The following is a 17,273-nucleotide window of genomic DNA, read 5'->3' as shown; positions in this document are numbered from 1 at the left end:
GCCCAACCCGGCGGGGCTTTTTAGCGTAATGTAATAACAAGCTTGTTAAATAAGTAACAACGCTTACCTTTGCGCCGCATGTTACATCGTTTAACCGCATATCTTTTGATTGTTTCTATGGTATCGGCCAATTTCTCGCGTTTTTTTATCTACGCGGGTTTTGAGCTGAACAGGAACTACATCGCGACGAAACTTTGTGAGAACCGTAATAAACCCCAGCTGCATTGCAACGGCAAGTGTTACTTCATGAAAAAAGTAAAACAAGCCGAAGAAAAGCAGAACACCGAAGACAGGCAGGCACAAAAAAACCTGTTCCAGGAGGCCAGTTATAATCAACCTGCTCAGGTTAAGTTTTACTCGGTTTTATTATCGGTAACCAAAGTTCCCAACTACCGTATTAAATTGCCGCAACAAGTGGCAAGCATCTTCCAGCCTCCACGGCTCGCGTAAAAACACTCCATTTTATTCATACAGTTTTGATACCAGCTTCGCGGCCGTTATCTCTATGCTTTTGCATGCGCTGTAATTTATTTATACCCCGGTGCATTCCGGAGTGCTACATACGTTTTTATGAAATTATCTACACTACTATATATACTGTTGTATATACTGTTGTGTTTTGCGCCTGCCTTGTGCTTTGGCCAAAACCTAACAGGCACCGTTACCGATGCCCGCACCCACGAGGCCGTGCAGGGTGTAATGGTAAGCAATGCCGATAACGGTAAACTGCTTACCACCACTAATGCGAAAGGCAACTTTACCATTGCTAACGACAACATGAAAAACCTGCGTTTTAAAATGGTAGGCTTTAATGATAAAGTTTACACGTTAATAGGTGCTGCCACTATTGAGATCTCACTTGAACCATCAACCATCGATCTGCAACAGGTGGTTGTTTCTGCCAGCCGGGAACGCCAGGCCAGGCAGGATGCGCCCATTGCCATCAGCAAAATAAACGCTACTCAGATCCATGATACCAAGGCTACCGCGCTTTACCAGTTGCTTAACAAGGTAACCGGCGTTTACATGGTAGATCTGGGAAACGAGCAGCATACCATGGCCATTCGCCAGCCTATAACTTACAATGCTTTGTATTTGTACATGGAAGATGGGTTGCCTATTCGCCCTACGGGGATCTTTAACCATAACTCGCTTTACGAGATCAATATGAGCGGCGTGCGCGATATTGAGGTGATCAAAGGCCCGGCATCGTCACTTTACGGCAGTAATGCAATTGGCGGCGCCATCAACTTTATTTCGCAGGGGCCGCCCGCTGGTTACGCTGGCAATGTTTCTTTCCAGGGCGATAATTACCATTACCGCCGTGTTGATGCCGACGGTGGATTTACCGCAGGCAAGTTTGGCCTTTATGTTGGCGGTTACGTTGCCAAACTGCGCGACGGCTGGCAGGATTACAGCGATTTTGACAAATACTCGGGAAATTTTAAAACCACTTATGATTTTGATGCCGCTACACAATTGACAACATCTGTAGCCTACAATTACCTGAACACCCAAACACCCGGCAGTTTAGATAGCGCTAAATTTTACAGTCGCACGTATGGTGCCAACCAGCGTTTCACCTATCGCAAGGTAAAAGCCTTTAGGGCGAACACCAAATTAGAACATACCTGGAACAACCGGAGCAGCAGCTTTTTGACCCTGTTTTACCGCAAAAACTCTACAGCGCAATTGCCAAGTTATTACATATCCGATGTTAGGGACAACGCTGGCAACTACCTAAGCTCTAACGGGCAGGAGAACGATCAGCGTTTTCACAGTCTTGGCTTATTGGCGCAGCACAGGCAGGATTTCGATTTCCTTCACTCCAGGCTAATTGTAGGTTTATATGCCGATAACAGCCCGAGCAGCTATTACGCAAAATTTTTATATGTGCAGAAAGATGTAACCAATAACACCTACACCGGCTACACTCCTACCGGCAATTACATCGATAACTATCGCATCAAGTTGTTCAATACCGCGGCTTATGCCCAATATGAAATAAAACCTGTCGAGCCCCTGCGCATCGTGATGGGCTTGCGTTACGACCGCATCCATTACAACTTTAACAATGGCATCGCCGCAGGCAGCACCAAATACAAGCAACAAGAAACCAACGATTTTAACATCGTGGCACCAAAGCTTGGGCTTACCTATAACTTAGGCAACAACAAAGGTTTGTACGCCAATTACAGTGTAGGTTTCCAGCCGCCGGAAACCGGCGACCTATACAGCTCCCGCCAGGTAACCCCGCTTAAACAGGCAACGTTTAATAATTACGAAGCAGGTGGCTGGTTCACAGCCCTGAACAAGAAAATGTATGTGGAAGTAACCTTGTACGATTTGGAAGGCCGTAACGAGATCATTAACCAGCTACTGCCCGATAATACTACCCAAAATCAAAACGCAGGTGCAACCCGCCATCGCGGCATCGAATATTCGGTTGCCTATGCACCGGTTAGCCAGATCGCTTTTAGGTTTAGTGGTACCAACGCAAGGCATACCTATGTAGATTATAACGAGGTATCTGCCAATTTTAGCACCGGGGCAAATAGCGTTACCGTTTACAATGGCAACCGCATGAGCAACGCGCCAAACTGGATAGCAAACTCTGAGCTTACCTACAAACCTGCCTATATCAACGGTTTCAGGATAGCAGGCGAATGGCAGCATATAGCGTCATACTTTACAAACCCTGCAAATACCAAAACATACTCGGGATATGATATTTTAAACTTGCGTACCGGGTTTGATGTAAAAAGCGGGCCATTGAAGGGCGCGGGCATCTGGTTCAACGTGCTTAACTTAACCAACAAGCTGTACGCCACCCTAGTAACCAGCAACCAGTACGGCGATACTTATAACGCCGCGCCGCCAAGGGTTTACACATTGGGCGTGAGCTATTCATTTGCAAAACATTAAACATGGCAACAGCAAAACAAAACTTTTATAAATGGCATCGGATACTGGGCTTGATGGCCCTTATCCCTGTTATGATGTGGACGCTGAGCGGCTTGTCGCACCCGTTTATGTCAAACTGGTTTAGGCCTACCATTGCAAGGGAAGTTTATAAACCAGAGCAGGCTATTAAACCAACACTATCCATCAGGCAGGTGCTTGATAAGAACGCGATAAACCAATTTACTAATTTCGGTTTGATCAGCTTTAATAAGCAGGCTTACTATCAGGTATTGGGGAAGGATAGTCTCACCAACTATTATTCAGCCACCAATGGCGAACTTTTAAAAGATGGCGACAAAGAATACGCGACTTACCTGGCCCGCTACTTTACGCAGGATAGTACATCAAAAGTAAAAAGTATCACCCTGCAAAAAACTTTCGACGCGCATTACCAACCCATAAACCACCTGCTGCCGGTTTGGAAAATAGCCTTCGACAGGCCCGACGGCATGGATGTTTATGTGGAGACTGCCCAAAGCCGAATGGGCACATTCAATAACAATACCCGTAAAGTGATGCTGGCCGTTTTTGAGCAATTGCACACCTGGCAATTCCTGAAGGCTATCGGCGGCGAACAGTTCAGAATAGTGGTCTTACTGGTGATCGTTAGCATCATGTTTTTATCATTGCTGACCGGGCTAACCATTTACGGTTTCTTTTGGAAGAAATTTAAGGCTATCAAGCAAAACCGCAAGGCAGATAAACGCCCGGATACGCGTTTTGTACACCGCTTCCACAGGCAGTTAGGGCTTATTGTTTCCTTTGTGCTGTTTACGTTTATCATCAGCGGGGCATTTCATCTGATCGTAAAGTTGAATAACATAAAGGCTCGGGGCAAGACGTACACCCAGATGATCGATACCAAAGACCTGACTTACAAAAATTTGCAGTTACCTGTGGATAGTATCAAAACTATAGGGCTTATCAAATATGCGGATAGCACTTATTACCAGGTAAGCAATCTTAAAAAGAACGTTATCTATTTTAATACGGCAAGTGGTAAACAGTTAAGAGATGGGGATGCCATTTATGCCAACTATCTGAGCAGCTTTTACCGCGCAGGCGAGCCGCCGGTAACTGTTAAAGGAAAAAGCATAACCACACAGGTGCGGCAGTTTGATAACGAATACGGCTTTATTAACAAACGCCTCCCTGTTCAAAAGATAGCTTACCCTAACGGCGAGAACTGGTATATAGAAACCACCACATCTACATTGGCTACCAAAGTTGCCGACATTGACCGTGCCGAGGGTTTTTCTTTTATATTTTTACACAAGTATTTCGGCATGAGCTGGGCCGGCAAAAACATCCGCGATATAGTAAGTATGCTTGCCGCGCTGGGGGTGTTTGTGGTTTCTGCATTTGGTTTTGCCGCTTTCCTTAAAAATAAATAACTATGAGAAAATACATTATAATATTAGCTGTAACCGCATTATTAGGTTTTACAGCCTGCAATTCATCTGTACAAAAAGATGCTAAAGCAACCGAGGCTACCAAATCGAAAGGCAAGTACTACTGCACCATGCACCCTGAGATAACATCAGATAAGCCCGGCACCTGCAGTAAATGCGGGATGGACCTGGTAGAGCGGGATACTAAGTAAGCATTCTTAATACATACACGTCATTGCGAGGTACTAAGCAATCTCTTTGCTATACATAGCCGATAGGCATATGTAGAGATTGCTTCGTACCTCGCAATGACGGTTTTTTTGGTAATCCTGAGAGTTACTGGTTCAGAACCCTAAAACAGTCACTCCTCTTTCCAGAAAAGGGTATTGGGATGGAACTGTTTCCACGAGCGCCAGTACTCCTGGTACGCCTTTATTACTGCTAATTGACTGCCTTTGTAAGAGCCGTAAGTACAAGCGCCTTTCCAATCCCAGATAGATGACGTTTCGTCATCGGTCAGTTGCCCGTCAGCATTCACCTGGAAATGCAGCGGTTTGCCGTTAACGGTACTGTTCCAGGCATGGTAGTTCACACTGTCCTTTTCCATAGCTATCAGCAGGCCGGTATTTTTTATTTTATCGTTTAAAGTGCGTTTGCGCACCATGGCGCGCCAGTCGTAGGCTTTTGGCTGGCCTTGTACAATCACGCCAATCATCCAACTTTTACGCATCAACGAGTCCTTGTTCTTAAGGGTGGTATCTTTATCAACGGCCTGTTTAACGTCGTAATCTTTCAGGTCGGCATAGTCGTTGGTGTATATGGCGTCAGGCTGCAATATCTGCGAGCCCGGATATTTATTAAGCCATGCACCAAGGGTAAGTTGCTCATAAGGTACTTCGCCCAATTGCACGCCCTTTAACTCGCCAACAGCGGCCTTCCCGGTAGACCGGTACCACCATGTTTTAGTAGCATCGTCTTCAATAATAGCATTGTAATGCCTGGCCCCCACCAATCTAAAAGTTTGCAGTTTTCCGTTGATTACCGGATCGTAAACCCGGCCGGTGCGGCACATGGTGCAATAAGTAACCAGTATCGGCTTGCCGGCAATATTATCCTGTACTTTATGATGATAGCCTAAATAAATAATAGGATAAGCCTTGGCAACTCCTTTATATACCACGCCAATAACTAAATAACTGTGAGGCACGCGGCTTTTTATGGCGTTGGCAAAGGCAACCTTGCGCGTTTCCTTAAACATGATCTCTGCCTTGTACAGGTTATCGGTAAGGTAAAAACTGACAAGGCACAGGGCCAGCACGCCAACTTTATAGCTTTTTGTTTAGTGGTATCTTTTATAAGGTATAGCCCCAGGTAGGCCAGTATCAACACGGCGCCAAGCATGCGCAGCGGCTGTATCATCTTCTCCAGGTAATAGCAAAATGTAATGGCATTAATATCCTGGCTGCCGGGGAAAGGCTTAAGCAGGTATGCATGTATCAGCCCCGGAATTAAGAGCAGTATGATACCGGCCCAAAACACAGATGGTTTAGTTGTTTTGTTCATGCTTATTCATAAAGGCCTGTTGTAGTATTTAGGTTATTAAGCCTAAATTATGAAAGATAATTAAATATCCCACAGGATATTTTAAGCGATTTTATTTGGGTAACCGCTATCCTTTTTATTAGCGTTTTTGTTTTTGACTTTATGCTTACGCGATTATTTATCAATTGCTGTAATTTTATGAAAATTTTATAATGATGAAGATCGAGATCTGGAGTGATGTGATGTGCCCGTTCTGCTATATTGGCAAACGCCGGTTTGAGGATGCACTGCAACAATTTGCGCATAAAGATGAGGTGGAAATTGAATGGAAAAGCTTTCAGCTTAACCCCGATATGGTAACCGACACATCGGTAAATATTAGCCAATACCTGGCAGATGCCAAGGGCTGGACATTGGAGTACGCACAGCAAATGAATAACCATGTTACCGAGATGGCTGCCGAAGTGGGCCTCACCTATAACATGGACAACGCCGTTGTGGCCAATAGCTTTAATGCACACCGTTTTGCCCACCTTGCAAAAAAACATAACCTTGGCGATGCCGCCGAAGAAGCCCTGTTTAAAGCCTATTTTACCGATGGCAAGAATATGGACGATGTAGACACCCTTGCTGAACTTGGTGTATCAATTGGCCTTGCTGCCGACGACGTAAAACAAACCCTTGCTACCGATGCCTATGCCGACGTTGTAAAACACGACATCGCCGAAGCACAATACTTAGGCATACAAGGCGTGCCCTTTTTTGTAATGAACAGCAAATATGGCGTATCCGGCGCGCAGGCTGTACCGGTATTTACCCAGACATTAGAGAAAGCTTTCGGCGAATGGAACGATGAGCAGAGCAAACCAAAACTTGATGTTATTGAAGGCCCAACCTGTGGCCCGGATGGCAATTGTTAAGCAAATAGCTGTTAAAGTATATTAAAGCTAACCTATGTGCTAATCAGTCGTATAAGTATAAAATTTAATTGGAGCAGTATATTAATCAGCTCGAATATATTTTATATCTATCCCCTAATTGATTCAATAAACACTATATGAATAAACTTTACATTAAACTATCTATAGTTATACTTTCAGCATTTGCAATTGGCGGCTGCAAGGTTGATCCGGTTATTTATCCGGACACATACGTTTCTACGGTTGGGCAAACCAACACAGGAACGGGTACTGGTACCGGAACAGGAACTGATACCGGGGCAGGAACAGGAACAGGCACTGGTACTGGCACTGGCACTGGTACCGGCACAGGAACTGGCACCGAAAACACAGGTGATGGACTATCAGTTGGTGCTAACAACACAATCCAAATTCAGCTTACACCGGGTGGTGCAATTAAAACCTATAGTACCAATGTTGCTTTAACAGCTATACAGGGTATAATAAGTATTGCTGCTATAGAGAGCCAATCATCATTAATAACGTTCGGGCTTTTAGATTCACAAGTGGGCACTTACGATCTGTTCGCCTTTCAAACAGAATCGCTTTATATGGAGACGCTATCTATTGGTAAGATCAAAATAACGGCATCTACTCTTAACATGACTACCGGCACAGGCAATTTACAAGGAACATTTAGCCTTGACTTAACGGATGGGACCAAGAAATACCCGCATGTTATCGGCTCGTTCAACGTTACCCATTAACTTTTGGGCTTAGCCAATTGCTAAAGGGTGGTGGTTTTTTTATTGAGATTAAGATAGTAACTTTGCGTCTTAGTGTAGAAAATACACCAATTTGATATTTACCTTTTGGAAGCAGTAGCCCCATCTTATAATTTTTCCAGAACTACCCTGCGTGTTGCGGTGGGTGCCATGTTTTTTATGGCGGGCATCTGTTTTGCCAGTTGGGCATCGCGTATAGCTACCATTCAACAAGATCTTAATTTAAGCGATGCCGGGCTTGGCGGTGTTTTGTTTGCACTGCCGGTAGGTTTAATGTGTTCGCTCCCATTCTCCGGCTGGGTAATTACCCGTATAGGCAGCCGCAAATTATTGATAAGCGCGCTTATTGTTTATAGCCTTTCACTCGTTTCTTTAGGTATCGCGCAAAACACGGTTCAGCTTATTGCTTGTTTATTACTATTCGGTTTCTCCAGCAACGCGGTAAACATATCTGTAAATACCCAGGCCGTAGCCGCCGAGGAATTATACCAGCGCCCAATTCTTGCATCCTTCCATGGCTTATGGAGCTTGGCCGGGTTTAGCGGTGCTGCCATAGGCACGTTCATGATAGGCAAACAGATTATCCCGTTTAAGCACTTTAGCATGATAATGGTGTTGGTTGTGGTGGCAGTAATATTTACATCGCGCTACCTTAAAAACGACAAGCCAACGAGCGCCGGGCCGGTGTTTGTAATGCCCGATAATTCGCTCATTAAATTAGGCATCATCGCTTTTTGTTCGATGATATGCGAGGGCGCGATGTTTGACTGGAGTGTTATTTACTTTAAAAAAGTGGTACTGGCTCAAAACGCATCAATGGGTGCAGGGTATACCGCGTTTATGTTTACCATGGCAACCGGCCGTTTCGTTGCCGATAAATTCGCGCACCGCTTCGGGCTTAAACGTACCCTGCAAATAAGCGGGATGCTTACCGCAACAGGCTTACTTACCGCCGTTGCATTCCCTTATATGTACACTGCTATATTTGGCTTTTTACTGGTTGGTTTCGGTGTATCATCTGTTGTGCCCCTGGTTTACAGCGCGGCGGGTAAATCAAAAACCATGTCGCCGGGTGTGGCGCTGGCAGCGGTATCTACCATCGGCTTTGCAGGCTTTTTAGTTGGCCCGCCGGTTATAGGTTTTATTGCCGGTTTAGCTACCTTAAGGGCATCCTTCACCCTAATAGCTGCAATGGGTATCTGCGTAACAATATTTGCTACCAAGGCCAAAATTTAATTACTCTTTCGTCAAATCCGTTTCAGTAGGTTAAGCACGTATTCAAAGTTTTCGTACCCGTTATGGAAAATAAATTTCAGGCGCTCGTGCGGTAAGTTTATATCCAGTGATATTGCACCAAGGGTGGCGGGCAAATTATCCCGGATCAATTTAAGATCGGTAACGTTGGGCATATCTATGCTAATGTCGTTCCCTTTTGCTTCTATCTTCCAATCTTTAAGGCCGGCGCCATTTAATACTTCCAACCATTTTTGCTGATAAGTATTCATACCATTGTAATTTGCTTATAGAACAGACCGCATAGCATTAAGTTTTACAGAGAGATCACTATGGCGCAGATATGTATCGCCCATAAACCCCTAACCTGGTTTCAAATTTCATTCGTGGATCATTAAAGAATTTCTTAAATCATCCTCACTTACCTGGCCCGGGTATGGCACCTAATAATGGTCGGGCCGGCCGTTTCGCCATGCCATTACGGAAGATGCTTTGTGCTTTACAAGCGTCGGCAATAGTACCTTTGTCCACCAGTCCGCCTGCGGGATCTGTTTGTAGCCTGTTTCGGGCAGGCAGGCTAAATTACCAAATTATTTACCTGTAGCGTTTTGCATTTCGCTCCGCCTAAATTATAGCCGCTGGTTTTGTATCTGAATATTATTGCCTGTCATTTGCAATTATTACATTCCACTGAATATCTTTTGAAACAATTTAAGGCATCTGGGTATCTATATCTTACATAAGTTATACCTTTGCCACATTAATGGATAGCGTAGATACATCTTCAAAACCGGTACCAAAACGTTTCAAAAAAACGCAGAATAAACTGGCAGAATTCTTTTTGATGCTGCACAGGATATATGTCTTTATCCTGCGCTTTTTTAAAGAGGTTTTTTTGCCCCCTTACGAATTCAGGGAAATTGTGCGCCAGTGTTACGAGACGGGTGTTAAATCGTTTACCTTGATTACACTAACAGGATTTATTGTAGGTGTGATCTTTACCAAGCAAAGCCGCCCATCGTTAACAAACTTTGGTGCAGAATCCTGGTTGCCATCCTTGGTATCCATCGCCATTATGAAAGCCCTCGCACCGTTGGTTACGGCGCTTATTGCGGCAGGCAAAGTTGGCTCGAGCATCGGTGCAGAACTTGGCTCTATGCGCGTTACTGAGCAGATCGACGCTATGGAAGTATCGGGCACAAAACCCTTTAAATTTTTGGTTTGTACGCGGGTTATCGCTACAACTATCACTATACCATTGCTGGCTACTTATGTAGCTTTTATTGCGCTTTTAGGTGGTTATTTAAACGTTAGCCAAAACGAAGGCACCAGCTATGCTACCTTTATGGAGCAGGCTTTTGAGCCCTTAACCTTTGTAGATTTTTGGGCATCGTTAAGCAAGGCCATCGTATTTGGGTTTACCATTGGTATTGTGGGATGCTACCAGGGCTATAACTCTACTAAAGGCACCGAGGGTGTTGGTAAAGCGGCAAACGGCGCGGTGGTTACGGCTATGTTTTTAGTGTTTATTGAAGAAGTTTTAATTGTACAGATAGCCGGATGGTTCCGCTAAATTATGGAAAAGCAAAAGGCAAATATTGACATGAGCAACGAGGTGATCAAGCTTCGCGGGGTTGAAAAATCTTTCGCAGACTATGATGTGCTTCGCGGTATTGATCTTGACCTTTTCCAGGGCGAAAATTTAGTAGTTTTGGGTCGTTCAGGTACGGGTAAATCGGTATTAATTAAACTGATCTCGGGATTGCTAACACCCGATGCCGGCACGATAGAAGTTTTAGGCAACGAGGTAACTACTATAAGTGAAAAAGCGCTTGAGGATCTCCGTATCCGCATTGGTTTCTCATTCCAAAACAGCGCATTGTACGATAGTATGACGGTTCGTAAGAACCTGGAATTTCCTTTAGTGCGTAACCGCAAAGGCATTTCCCGGGCTGAGATAGATAAGAATGTAGCGGAAGTATTAGAAGCCGTTGGCCTGTCGCAAACTATTAACCAAATGCCTTCAGAGCTTTCGGGAGGACAACGTAAACGTATTGGCATTGCCCGTACCTTGATACTTAACCCCGAGATAATGATGTACGATGAGCCAACCGCCGGCCTCGATCCAATCACCTGTATCGAGATAAACGATTTGATAAACGAGGTTCAGCAGCGCTACAATACGTCTTCTATCATTATCACGCACGATCTTACCTGCGCCAAAATGACCGGTGACCGTGTTGCCATGTTGCTTGACGGACAGTTTCAACGCGTAGGTACTTTTGATGAGGTATTTAAAACTACCGACCCGCGTGTTACCCCTTTTTACAATTATAATTTTATACAATAGATATTAGTACCCTATATAATGGATGCAGCAGATAATAAAAAATCGATAACAGTAGGCATATTTGTACTGCTCGGCGTAGCCGTGTTTGTAATAGGTGTGCTTACACTTGGCGGCCAGCAAAAAAGTTTTGTTAAAAGCATAACCATCAGCTCGATATTTAGCGATGTCGCGGGCTTAAAAAAAGGGAACAACGTTTGGTTCTCGGGTGTAAAGGTGGGTACCATCAAAAATATCCATTTTACAGGCCCATCGCAGGTTGATGTGATCATGAGCATTGAATCGAACACGCAGCAGTACATTCACCGCAATGCAGGTGTACGCATCAGCAGCGATGGTTTGATAGGTAACAAGATCATTGTGATAGATGGTGGGTCGCCGCAGGCGCCGCCAATACAGGATGGCGCGGTATTGCAATCAGAAAAATTGTTATCTACCGATGATGTGCTTAAAACCCTTCAACAAAACAATCAGAATTTATTAGCTATAACCACCGATTTTAAACAGTTAAGTAAACAAATACTGGCCGGTAAAGGTACCGTGGGCACATTACTTGCCGATAGCACTATGGGCAACCAGTTAAAGCAAACTATGCGCAACTTACAGGCTGCTACGCAAAACGCAGCTAAAATGTCATTGCAATTAAACAGCTTCAGCAATAAAATGAATACCAAAGGTGGCTTTGCCGATAACCTGCTTACCGATACCGTTACCTTCAACAGGATCCGCGCCTCGGTTAGCCGTTTAAAAGAGGCTGCCGACAACGCAAGCCTTTTAACTGACAACCTTAACAAGGCCAGCAACAAACTTAACACTACCGATAACGCCCTTGGAGTACTTTTAAACGACCCTAAAGCGGCTGTAAAAGTACAAAGTACGCTTAACTATCTGCAACAAAGCTCCGTCAAATTAAATGATGATCTGGAGGCCGTTCAGCATAACTTTTTGTTAAAAGGGTTTTTTAAGAAAAAGGAGAAAGCCAAACAAGATAGTATCAAGAAAGCGATGTAAGATTTTGAAAAGCGATGTTGATCATCGCTTTTTTTATGCCTAATATATCCGTACGTCATTGCAGTTACGGGTTTTGGTTATAGAACAAATAGTACTTGTAAATCAAACCATCTCACCTCTCCCCTGTTGCCTATACACATCAACAGAAAATACTATGCAAAGCAGGAAACCCGTTTGGCAAACTTTAGGATTGGGCGCGGTAGCAGGCGTGCGGGCAAGCGCGGCACCGGCGATAGCCAATTATTACAGCAACGGGTACTATTCCAGTCCGCTGAGTATAGTTAGGTTTGTACAATCCCCAATTACAAGCATAGCTACTTCCCTATTATCCGCTGCGGAAAATGAAAGAAAGAGATTAGTAAATACCACAGATCATATTGATATGCGCCAGTTGGGCTTGCATGTGGCATCTGGCGCATTTGCAGGTGCTGCCATCTTTCGCAAAAACAAACAGAGCATTTTAAAGGGTATGTTAATAGGCGGTGCAACGGCATTGCTAACGGGTATTGCCGGGCATTACATTCGCAAGCATGCCGATAAACTCCCCGATGTAATCCCACAACTTACAGGTGCGTTCAGCGATGCATTCGAGTTTAGCAGCGGCGTTACTTTGTAATTGATTATTCGGTAAGTTTAGGTGGTTGCTGCTTATCGGGTGGTAATTTCTGATATTTTTTTAGGCAAGCATTAAGGTAGTTGGCCAGGTTAAAATCTTTTTCGGCAACTATTTTGGGGGTTGGGGTGTACAGGTTAATAAAGTTGGTCAGGTCTTCCCCTGTTAAAGGAATGTACTGGGCGATTATGTTTGGCTGAAACACCGACTGTATCTTATCCATTATCACATATTTTTGTTCCAGCGCTGCAAGTTTGGCTTTTTTCTTTTCATCCTTTTTCCACCACCATAAACGCCATATAACGCCTCCTACGGGTCTCCCTTTACGGTCGCGTTGGTAAACTACCGGCTGGCCGTGGTAAAGCGGATCGTAATAGGTATTAAGATTTTTGGTTACTGTGGTAGTAATGTTTACCTAGTTAAGCGCGTTGGTAACAGGCTCCATAAATATCTCCTGGTCGTTTACTTTTGTCAATATCAAACTATCAACCTGGTAGGCAAAGGCTTTAAATACAAGCAGATCGCCCATTTTGGCGGAGATGCTAAAATCTCCCGTGTTATTTGTAAGGGTAGTCTTCTTGTTATTAAGGTTATCTACACGCACACCTGCTAAACCAATACGGGTTTTGTTCTCTAATACACGCCCCTTAACAGCAGTTTGGGCATTGGCCGCGGCTGATATTAAAAACACGATAATGATAAGGTAGCGTTGCATACTTTAAAGCTATACAATACTGGTGGTAACTAATCTAACCCACCGCTATCTTTAACTTAAATTAACACTTGGTGTAGGGCAAGCAGCAGAAAACCATTTTCGGACGAAACTTTTTTAACTAATTGTACTTTTTTAATATATTAGAACAATTATAAATATTTTTGAATTCCTCTTACTAACCCATTCATAAACTTGGAACAGCAGTTAACATATACTGAAGCTTCATTACCTACAATTAAGCAAAGCAAGCATAGTTTATACACTAACTATGGCGCTATGTTATTGGGTTATATTATAGAGGTGGTGAAGGAGATCGCCGTCGCCGAACAATACCTTACAGAGGTTTTTAACGAACTACAGAATAAGGATATTGAAGAAATACTGGCGCCGGGCTCAAACGCGTTTTTACGCTTGCAGCAATTAACCCGCAAAAAGCTATCATCATTTATCAGCTCTATTGAGAGCCGCGCCGATGGGGTTGAGATTTCTACCAAAAAAGCTATACAAGGAAATAAGTTTATTGATTTGATGGATAACGAGCAGCAAGTTGTTTTTTGTGGTGTGCATTACCATGGCAAAACAACGGCTAACTTAGCTTCAGAATTGAACAAACCAGAAGACGCCATCAGGAAATTGTTACGAGAATCGTTCATTATTATCAGGAAAAACCGTAATGATACAGGAATACATCAATAGCGGCATATTAGAAGCCTATGTAACAGGTTCTGCTTCCGAAGAGGAGGTACAGGAACTGCTGCATATGAAAACCATACATCCTGCAGTAAACCACGCTCTTGAGGATCTGGAGAAAGATATGGAGCGACTTGCCCAAAGCATGGCTGTTACCCCTCCTGCCCATACCTGGGGTAAGATTGCTGACAGTATTGACGAACTGGTCCTTCGCCATGAGACTAACCCCGAGCAATTTACCGAGCGTAAAGAAACCGACTATCAGGATTTCGACAAGCACGATAACCGATCGCAATACATCGAGGTAGAATCTGAAAACAACTATATGAAAGTGCACAAAACCTGGAAATGGGTTTTTGCCGCAGTATTTATTTTAGGTAAGCTCTTTTTGGGATGCGCTATCTACTTTTACCTGGAGAACAGGCAGGCACAACAGCAGCTTAAGGAGTTAAAGACCGAGCTCCGCCAGCTAAAAAAATAACAACCTTATTTAACTTTGAATCTGGAGATCATTTTTTGGCAGCCTTATTTGTTTTGCGTTCAGCGTTTTTCACTTCATCCTTTTCGCTTAACGGCATTTGGGTCTCCAAGTCATTATTTTTGGTGGACGATGATTTTGTAATATTTTTTTTTGACGTGGCTGTTTTGCTTTGTGATGATGTCATGGCATGTACTCCTCCTGTTAAATTAACTTCGGAGTTGACAAAAAGTTTAAATAAATCAACTTTTATGAGCGTTTAAACATGTATTGAACATAAAAAATATCGGTTTGCGAATATCGTTAATTAACCATTTACCAGCTCATTTTGCTTTAATAACGCGGTTGCCATACCCTCAATAAGGTTTTGTTCGGAGAATGGTTTTAACACCACGCCGCTCATCCCGACCGACAGGTATTTATCCCTATCATCTTTAAGCACATTGGCCGTAAGGGCCAGTATTGGCACGTCGCCTTTTACAGAATTACCGTTTGCGCGGATAATCTGGGTAAGTTCGATACCCCCCATTTCCGGCATTTCAATATCTGTTAATACAATGTCGTAATAGTTATCTTCAAAAAGCTGCAAAGCTTCGCGGCCATTGTAGGCAACATCAAAGGTTATTTTACATTTTTTGAGAATAGTGCTTACAAGTAGTACGTTCAGCTTATTGTCTTCTGCTATCAATACATGGCGGCCGGCCACAAATTGTTTAGGGTCAAAGCTTGAAACAACTTCTGCAGTTTGCACGCAGGCGGCTTTAGCGACTATTTCCATCGGTAACTTAAAGCTAAATATCGAACCTTTACCTACTTTACTGGTTACCTTTATACTGCCGCCCTGCAGTTCAATTATCTTTTTACAAATGGCAAGGCCAAGACCTGTACCGCCGTAGTTGGCAGTTTTTTGTGCCGATGCAACTTGCGAAAACTCCTCAAATAAAAGCGGCAGATGCTCTCTATCAATACCCAAACCGGTATCACGGATCTGTACATTCAAAATCTGCTGGCCCGGTTTGCCATCAGTTAAAAAGGCATTTATGCTAACCTCGCCAATGGTGGTAAACTTAATGGCATTACCAACCAGGTTCATGATAACTTGCTTCAGCCTGAAATAATCGCCGCTAAAGCAAAGATCTTTAGGAAAGTTTACCTGGCAATTTAACGCGACCTTCTTTTTACCGGCCTGCACCTGCATACTGGTAACAATTTCCTGGATAGCTTCGTAAGGGCTAAAAGGTGAAGTCTCAAAGTTCATTTTGCCGGTTTCGTACTTAGAGAAATCTAAGATCTCGTTCACCACTTCCAGCAGCATTTTTGATGAACTGCGAATGGCGTTGGTCTGCTCGGTTTGCGCCTCCGATAGATTACTCTGTGTAAGTTGCTCCGAGAAACCGATGATAGAGTTTAGCGGCGTGCGGATCTCATGGCTCATGCTGGCCAAAAACCGGCTTTTAGATTGCGCATATTTTTCTGCAATTTCGGTGTAAATAACCATCTCCTCCTCGTTACGGAAGATCTTCCATATGTTATATAAAATGATGACCACCACGGTAGTAAGTAATAAGAACATGATACCAGATAACCTTTTAAACTCGTATAATACGGTAGAAAGGTTGCTATTCATCTCTTCCTTGCTACCAACAATGTAATGCTGCTCGGCTATCTTATATTTTTTAAGGCTGCCAATTATCTGGCTTATTAAACGGTTATTAATCTCGAGCATTTCGCGCTCGTTGGCACGCAGCTTATTGTTGGCATCATTAATTTTTGTGTAATACTTGTTATAGGCCTGTACCACTTTAGGGCTGGCGGTCATGGTAGTAATAATGGTATCTGTACGTCTTGCTAAAAGAAAGGGCTTTGCTTTTGGTTCTTCTTTTTTCTTCTTATCGAAAACGGAAAACAGGCGGCCCAAAAATTTCTTTTTTTGTTCCGGCGTTTTGGCAACGGCTACTGTTCTAACAGTGTCTATGCGTAACTGCGTTTTTATACGGCTTACCACGGGTTGCTGTAGTATCTTGTTGTTTTTATCCTTTAATGCCTTGTTAATCTTTTTGGCCGATCTCATCAGGCTATCAGATAAGGTCATCAGTTTAATATAGCTGTCGGTTTTTAATTTTTTCTCGCTAACCAGGTTATCCAATTCGTCATCGTCAGATAAATTGGCCGAGCTTTTATCATTCCTGTTTAGAGCCGTGATAATACCGCGTACATTCTTGATCTGTCTTGAAAACTCATTGAAATACCATTTACGGCCGGTAAGCGCATACATGCGGCTGCTGTTATCCGCGCTGTAAAGTTCAACTATACAACTGTCTATAAGGGATGAATTTTCGCGTGCTTTTACCATTTGCTGGAAATTGCTACGTAATTTTTCGGCCTTGTTATAATGAAGGTATAAATAGAATGCGCTTCCAAATAACACCACAATGAGCATTACAATTAGAGCGTAACGTAGGATAGGTATTTTTTTTACACCGGCAATCATAGGGGGACTTTCGTATATCAGCTATGCACACCTAAAAGTTGTAAACAACACAACTGTTAGTTTGCATTCTACATTGCTGATTACAAGCATAATGCCACAATATACAATATTCCG

19 protein-coding genes are annotated in these 17,273 nt (G+C 43.4%); 13 read left to right on the top strand and 6 right to left on the bottom strand.

The window, feature by feature from the left end; all coding sequences use genetic code 11:
• Positions 1–78: 78 nt before the first annotated feature.
• The 4 genes from ACVW0P_RS14205 (at position 79) to ACVW0P_RS14190 (ending at position 4,567) form a co-directional block, all read left to right on the top strand.
• On the top strand, positions 79–450 hold the full coding sequence (locus ACVW0P_RS14205; protein ID WP_457132700.1) for a hypothetical protein: 372 nt from the start codon (positions 79–81) through the stop codon (positions 448–450).
• Positions 451–570: 120 nt separating this feature from the next.
• Positions 571–2,925, top strand: a complete 2,355-nt coding sequence (locus ACVW0P_RS14200) for a TonB-dependent receptor (protein WP_457132699.1) — start codon at positions 571–573, stop codon at positions 2,923–2,925.
• A gap of 2 nt (positions 2,926–2,927) precedes the next feature.
• Positions 2,928–4,358, top strand: coding sequence for a PepSY domain-containing protein (locus ACVW0P_RS14195; protein ID WP_457132698.1), 1,431 nt, complete (start codon positions 2,928–2,930; stop codon positions 4,356–4,358).
• A gap of 2 nt (positions 4,359–4,360) precedes the next feature.
• Positions 4,361–4,567 (top strand): heavy metal-binding domain-containing protein, encoded by a 207-nt coding sequence (locus tag ACVW0P_RS14190; protein WP_457132697.1) that lies wholly within the window; start codon positions 4,361–4,363, stop codon positions 4,565–4,567.
• A gap of 149 nt (positions 4,568–4,716) precedes the next feature.
• Here the strand turns inward: ACVW0P_RS14190 and ACVW0P_RS14185 are convergent, their stop codons facing one another.
• Both ACVW0P_RS14185 and ACVW0P_RS14180 read right to left on the bottom strand, forming a co-directional pair.
• Entirely contained in the window at positions 4,717–5,613 is an 897-nt protein-coding gene (locus tag ACVW0P_RS14185) for a DUF3179 domain-containing (seleno)protein (RefSeq protein ID WP_457132696.1), read from the bottom strand.
• The gene (locus tag ACVW0P_RS14180) at positions 5,571–5,918 is read right to left on the bottom strand and encodes a hypothetical protein (protein ID WP_457132695.1); all 348 of its coding nucleotides are present in this window, start codon (positions 5,916–5,918) and stop codon (positions 5,571–5,573) included. The genes ACVW0P_RS14185 and ACVW0P_RS14180 overlap by 43 nt, the downstream gene beginning before the upstream one ends.
• Positions 5,919–6,109: 191 nt before the next feature.
• Between ACVW0P_RS14180 and ACVW0P_RS14175 the strand changes: the two genes are divergently transcribed.
• From ACVW0P_RS14175 to ACVW0P_RS14165, 3 genes are all read left to right on the top strand, one after another.
• Positions 6,110–6,817 carry a DsbA family oxidoreductase gene (locus ACVW0P_RS14175; protein WP_457132694.1) on the top strand — a complete coding sequence of 236 codons (708 nt, stop codon included), beginning with the start codon at positions 6,110–6,112 and terminating at the stop codon, positions 6,815–6,817.
• A gap of 137 nt (positions 6,818–6,954) precedes the next feature.
• Entirely contained in the window at positions 6,955–7,563 is a 609-nt protein-coding gene (locus ACVW0P_RS14170; protein WP_457132693.1) for a hypothetical protein, read from the top strand.
• A gap of 105 nt (positions 7,564–7,668) precedes the next feature.
• Positions 7,669–8,817, top strand: coding sequence for an MFS transporter (locus ACVW0P_RS14165; RefSeq protein WP_457132692.1), 1,149 nt, complete (start codon positions 7,669–7,671; stop codon positions 8,815–8,817).
• Between the two features lie 11 nt (positions 8,818–8,828).
• Here ACVW0P_RS14165 and ACVW0P_RS14160 read toward each other — a convergent pair whose 3' ends face one another.
• Positions 8,829–9,086: a hypothetical protein gene (locus ACVW0P_RS14160; protein ID WP_457132691.1), complete on the bottom strand. Its 258-nt coding sequence runs from the start codon at positions 9,084–9,086 to the stop codon at positions 8,829–8,831.
• A 572-nt stretch (positions 9,087–9,658) separates the two neighbouring features.
• On the opposite strand from ACVW0P_RS14160, the gene ACVW0P_RS14155 reads away from it, so the two are divergent.
• The 4 genes from ACVW0P_RS14155 to ACVW0P_RS14140 all read left to right on the top strand — a co-directional run bounded on the left by ACVW0P_RS14155 (position 9,659) and on the right by ACVW0P_RS14140 (position 12,788).
• The gene (locus ACVW0P_RS14155) at positions 9,659–10,387 is read left to right on the top strand and encodes an MlaE family ABC transporter permease (protein ID WP_354431882.1); all 729 of its coding nucleotides are present in this window, start codon (positions 9,659–9,661) and stop codon (positions 10,385–10,387) included.
• Between the two features lie 3 nt (positions 10,388–10,390).
• Positions 10,391–11,164 carry an ABC transporter ATP-binding protein gene (locus ACVW0P_RS14150; protein ID WP_457132690.1) on the top strand — a complete coding sequence of 258 codons (774 nt, stop codon included), beginning with the start codon at positions 10,391–10,393 and terminating at the stop codon, positions 11,162–11,164.
• Between the two features lie 18 nt (positions 11,165–11,182).
• Complete coding sequence (locus ACVW0P_RS14145; RefSeq protein ID WP_457132689.1) at positions 11,183–12,172, top strand: MlaD family protein; 990 nt, start codon at positions 11,183–11,185, stop codon at positions 12,170–12,172.
• 154 nt (positions 12,173–12,326) lie between these two features.
• The gene (locus ACVW0P_RS14140; protein ID WP_457132688.1) at positions 12,327–12,788 is read left to right on the top strand and encodes a hypothetical protein; all 462 of its coding nucleotides are present in this window, start codon (positions 12,327–12,329) and stop codon (positions 12,786–12,788) included.
• A gap of 4 nt (positions 12,789–12,792) precedes the next feature.
• Here ACVW0P_RS14140 and ACVW0P_RS14135 read toward each other — a convergent pair whose 3' ends face one another.
• Together ACVW0P_RS14135 and ACVW0P_RS14130 are read right to left on the bottom strand one after the other, a co-directional pair.
• A complete protein-coding gene (locus ACVW0P_RS14135) occupies positions 12,793–13,008 on the bottom strand; it encodes a hypothetical protein (RefSeq protein ID WP_457132687.1) in 216 nt (71 codons plus the stop codon).
• A gap of 192 nt (positions 13,009–13,200) precedes the next feature.
• Positions 13,201–13,500 (bottom strand): hypothetical protein, encoded by a 300-nt coding sequence (locus ACVW0P_RS14130; RefSeq protein WP_457132686.1) that lies wholly within the window; start codon positions 13,498–13,500, stop codon positions 13,201–13,203.
• A 192-nt stretch (positions 13,501–13,692) separates the two neighbouring features.
• Between ACVW0P_RS14130 and ACVW0P_RS14125 the strand changes: the two genes are divergently transcribed.
• Positions 13,693–14,196, top strand: coding sequence for a hypothetical protein (locus ACVW0P_RS14125; protein WP_457132685.1), 504 nt, complete (start codon positions 13,693–13,695; stop codon positions 14,194–14,196).
• Positions 14,174–14,671 carry a hypothetical protein gene (locus ACVW0P_RS14120; RefSeq protein ID WP_457132684.1) on the top strand — a complete coding sequence of 166 codons (498 nt, stop codon included), beginning with the start codon at positions 14,174–14,176 and terminating at the stop codon, positions 14,669–14,671. The genes ACVW0P_RS14125 and ACVW0P_RS14120 overlap by 23 nt, the downstream gene beginning before the upstream one ends.
• 304 nt (positions 14,672–14,975) lie before the next feature.
• Here the strand turns inward: ACVW0P_RS14120 and ACVW0P_RS14115 are convergent, their stop codons facing one another.
• Positions 14,976–17,159: an ATP-binding protein gene (locus ACVW0P_RS14115; protein ID WP_457132683.1), complete on the bottom strand. Its 2,184-nt coding sequence runs from the start codon at positions 17,157–17,159 to the stop codon at positions 14,976–14,978.
• Positions 17,160–17,273: the final 114 nt, after the last annotated feature.

The organism is Mucilaginibacter sp. UYNi724 (assembly GCF_054057495.1).
This window is presented reverse-complemented; position numbering and strand designations above follow the sequence as displayed.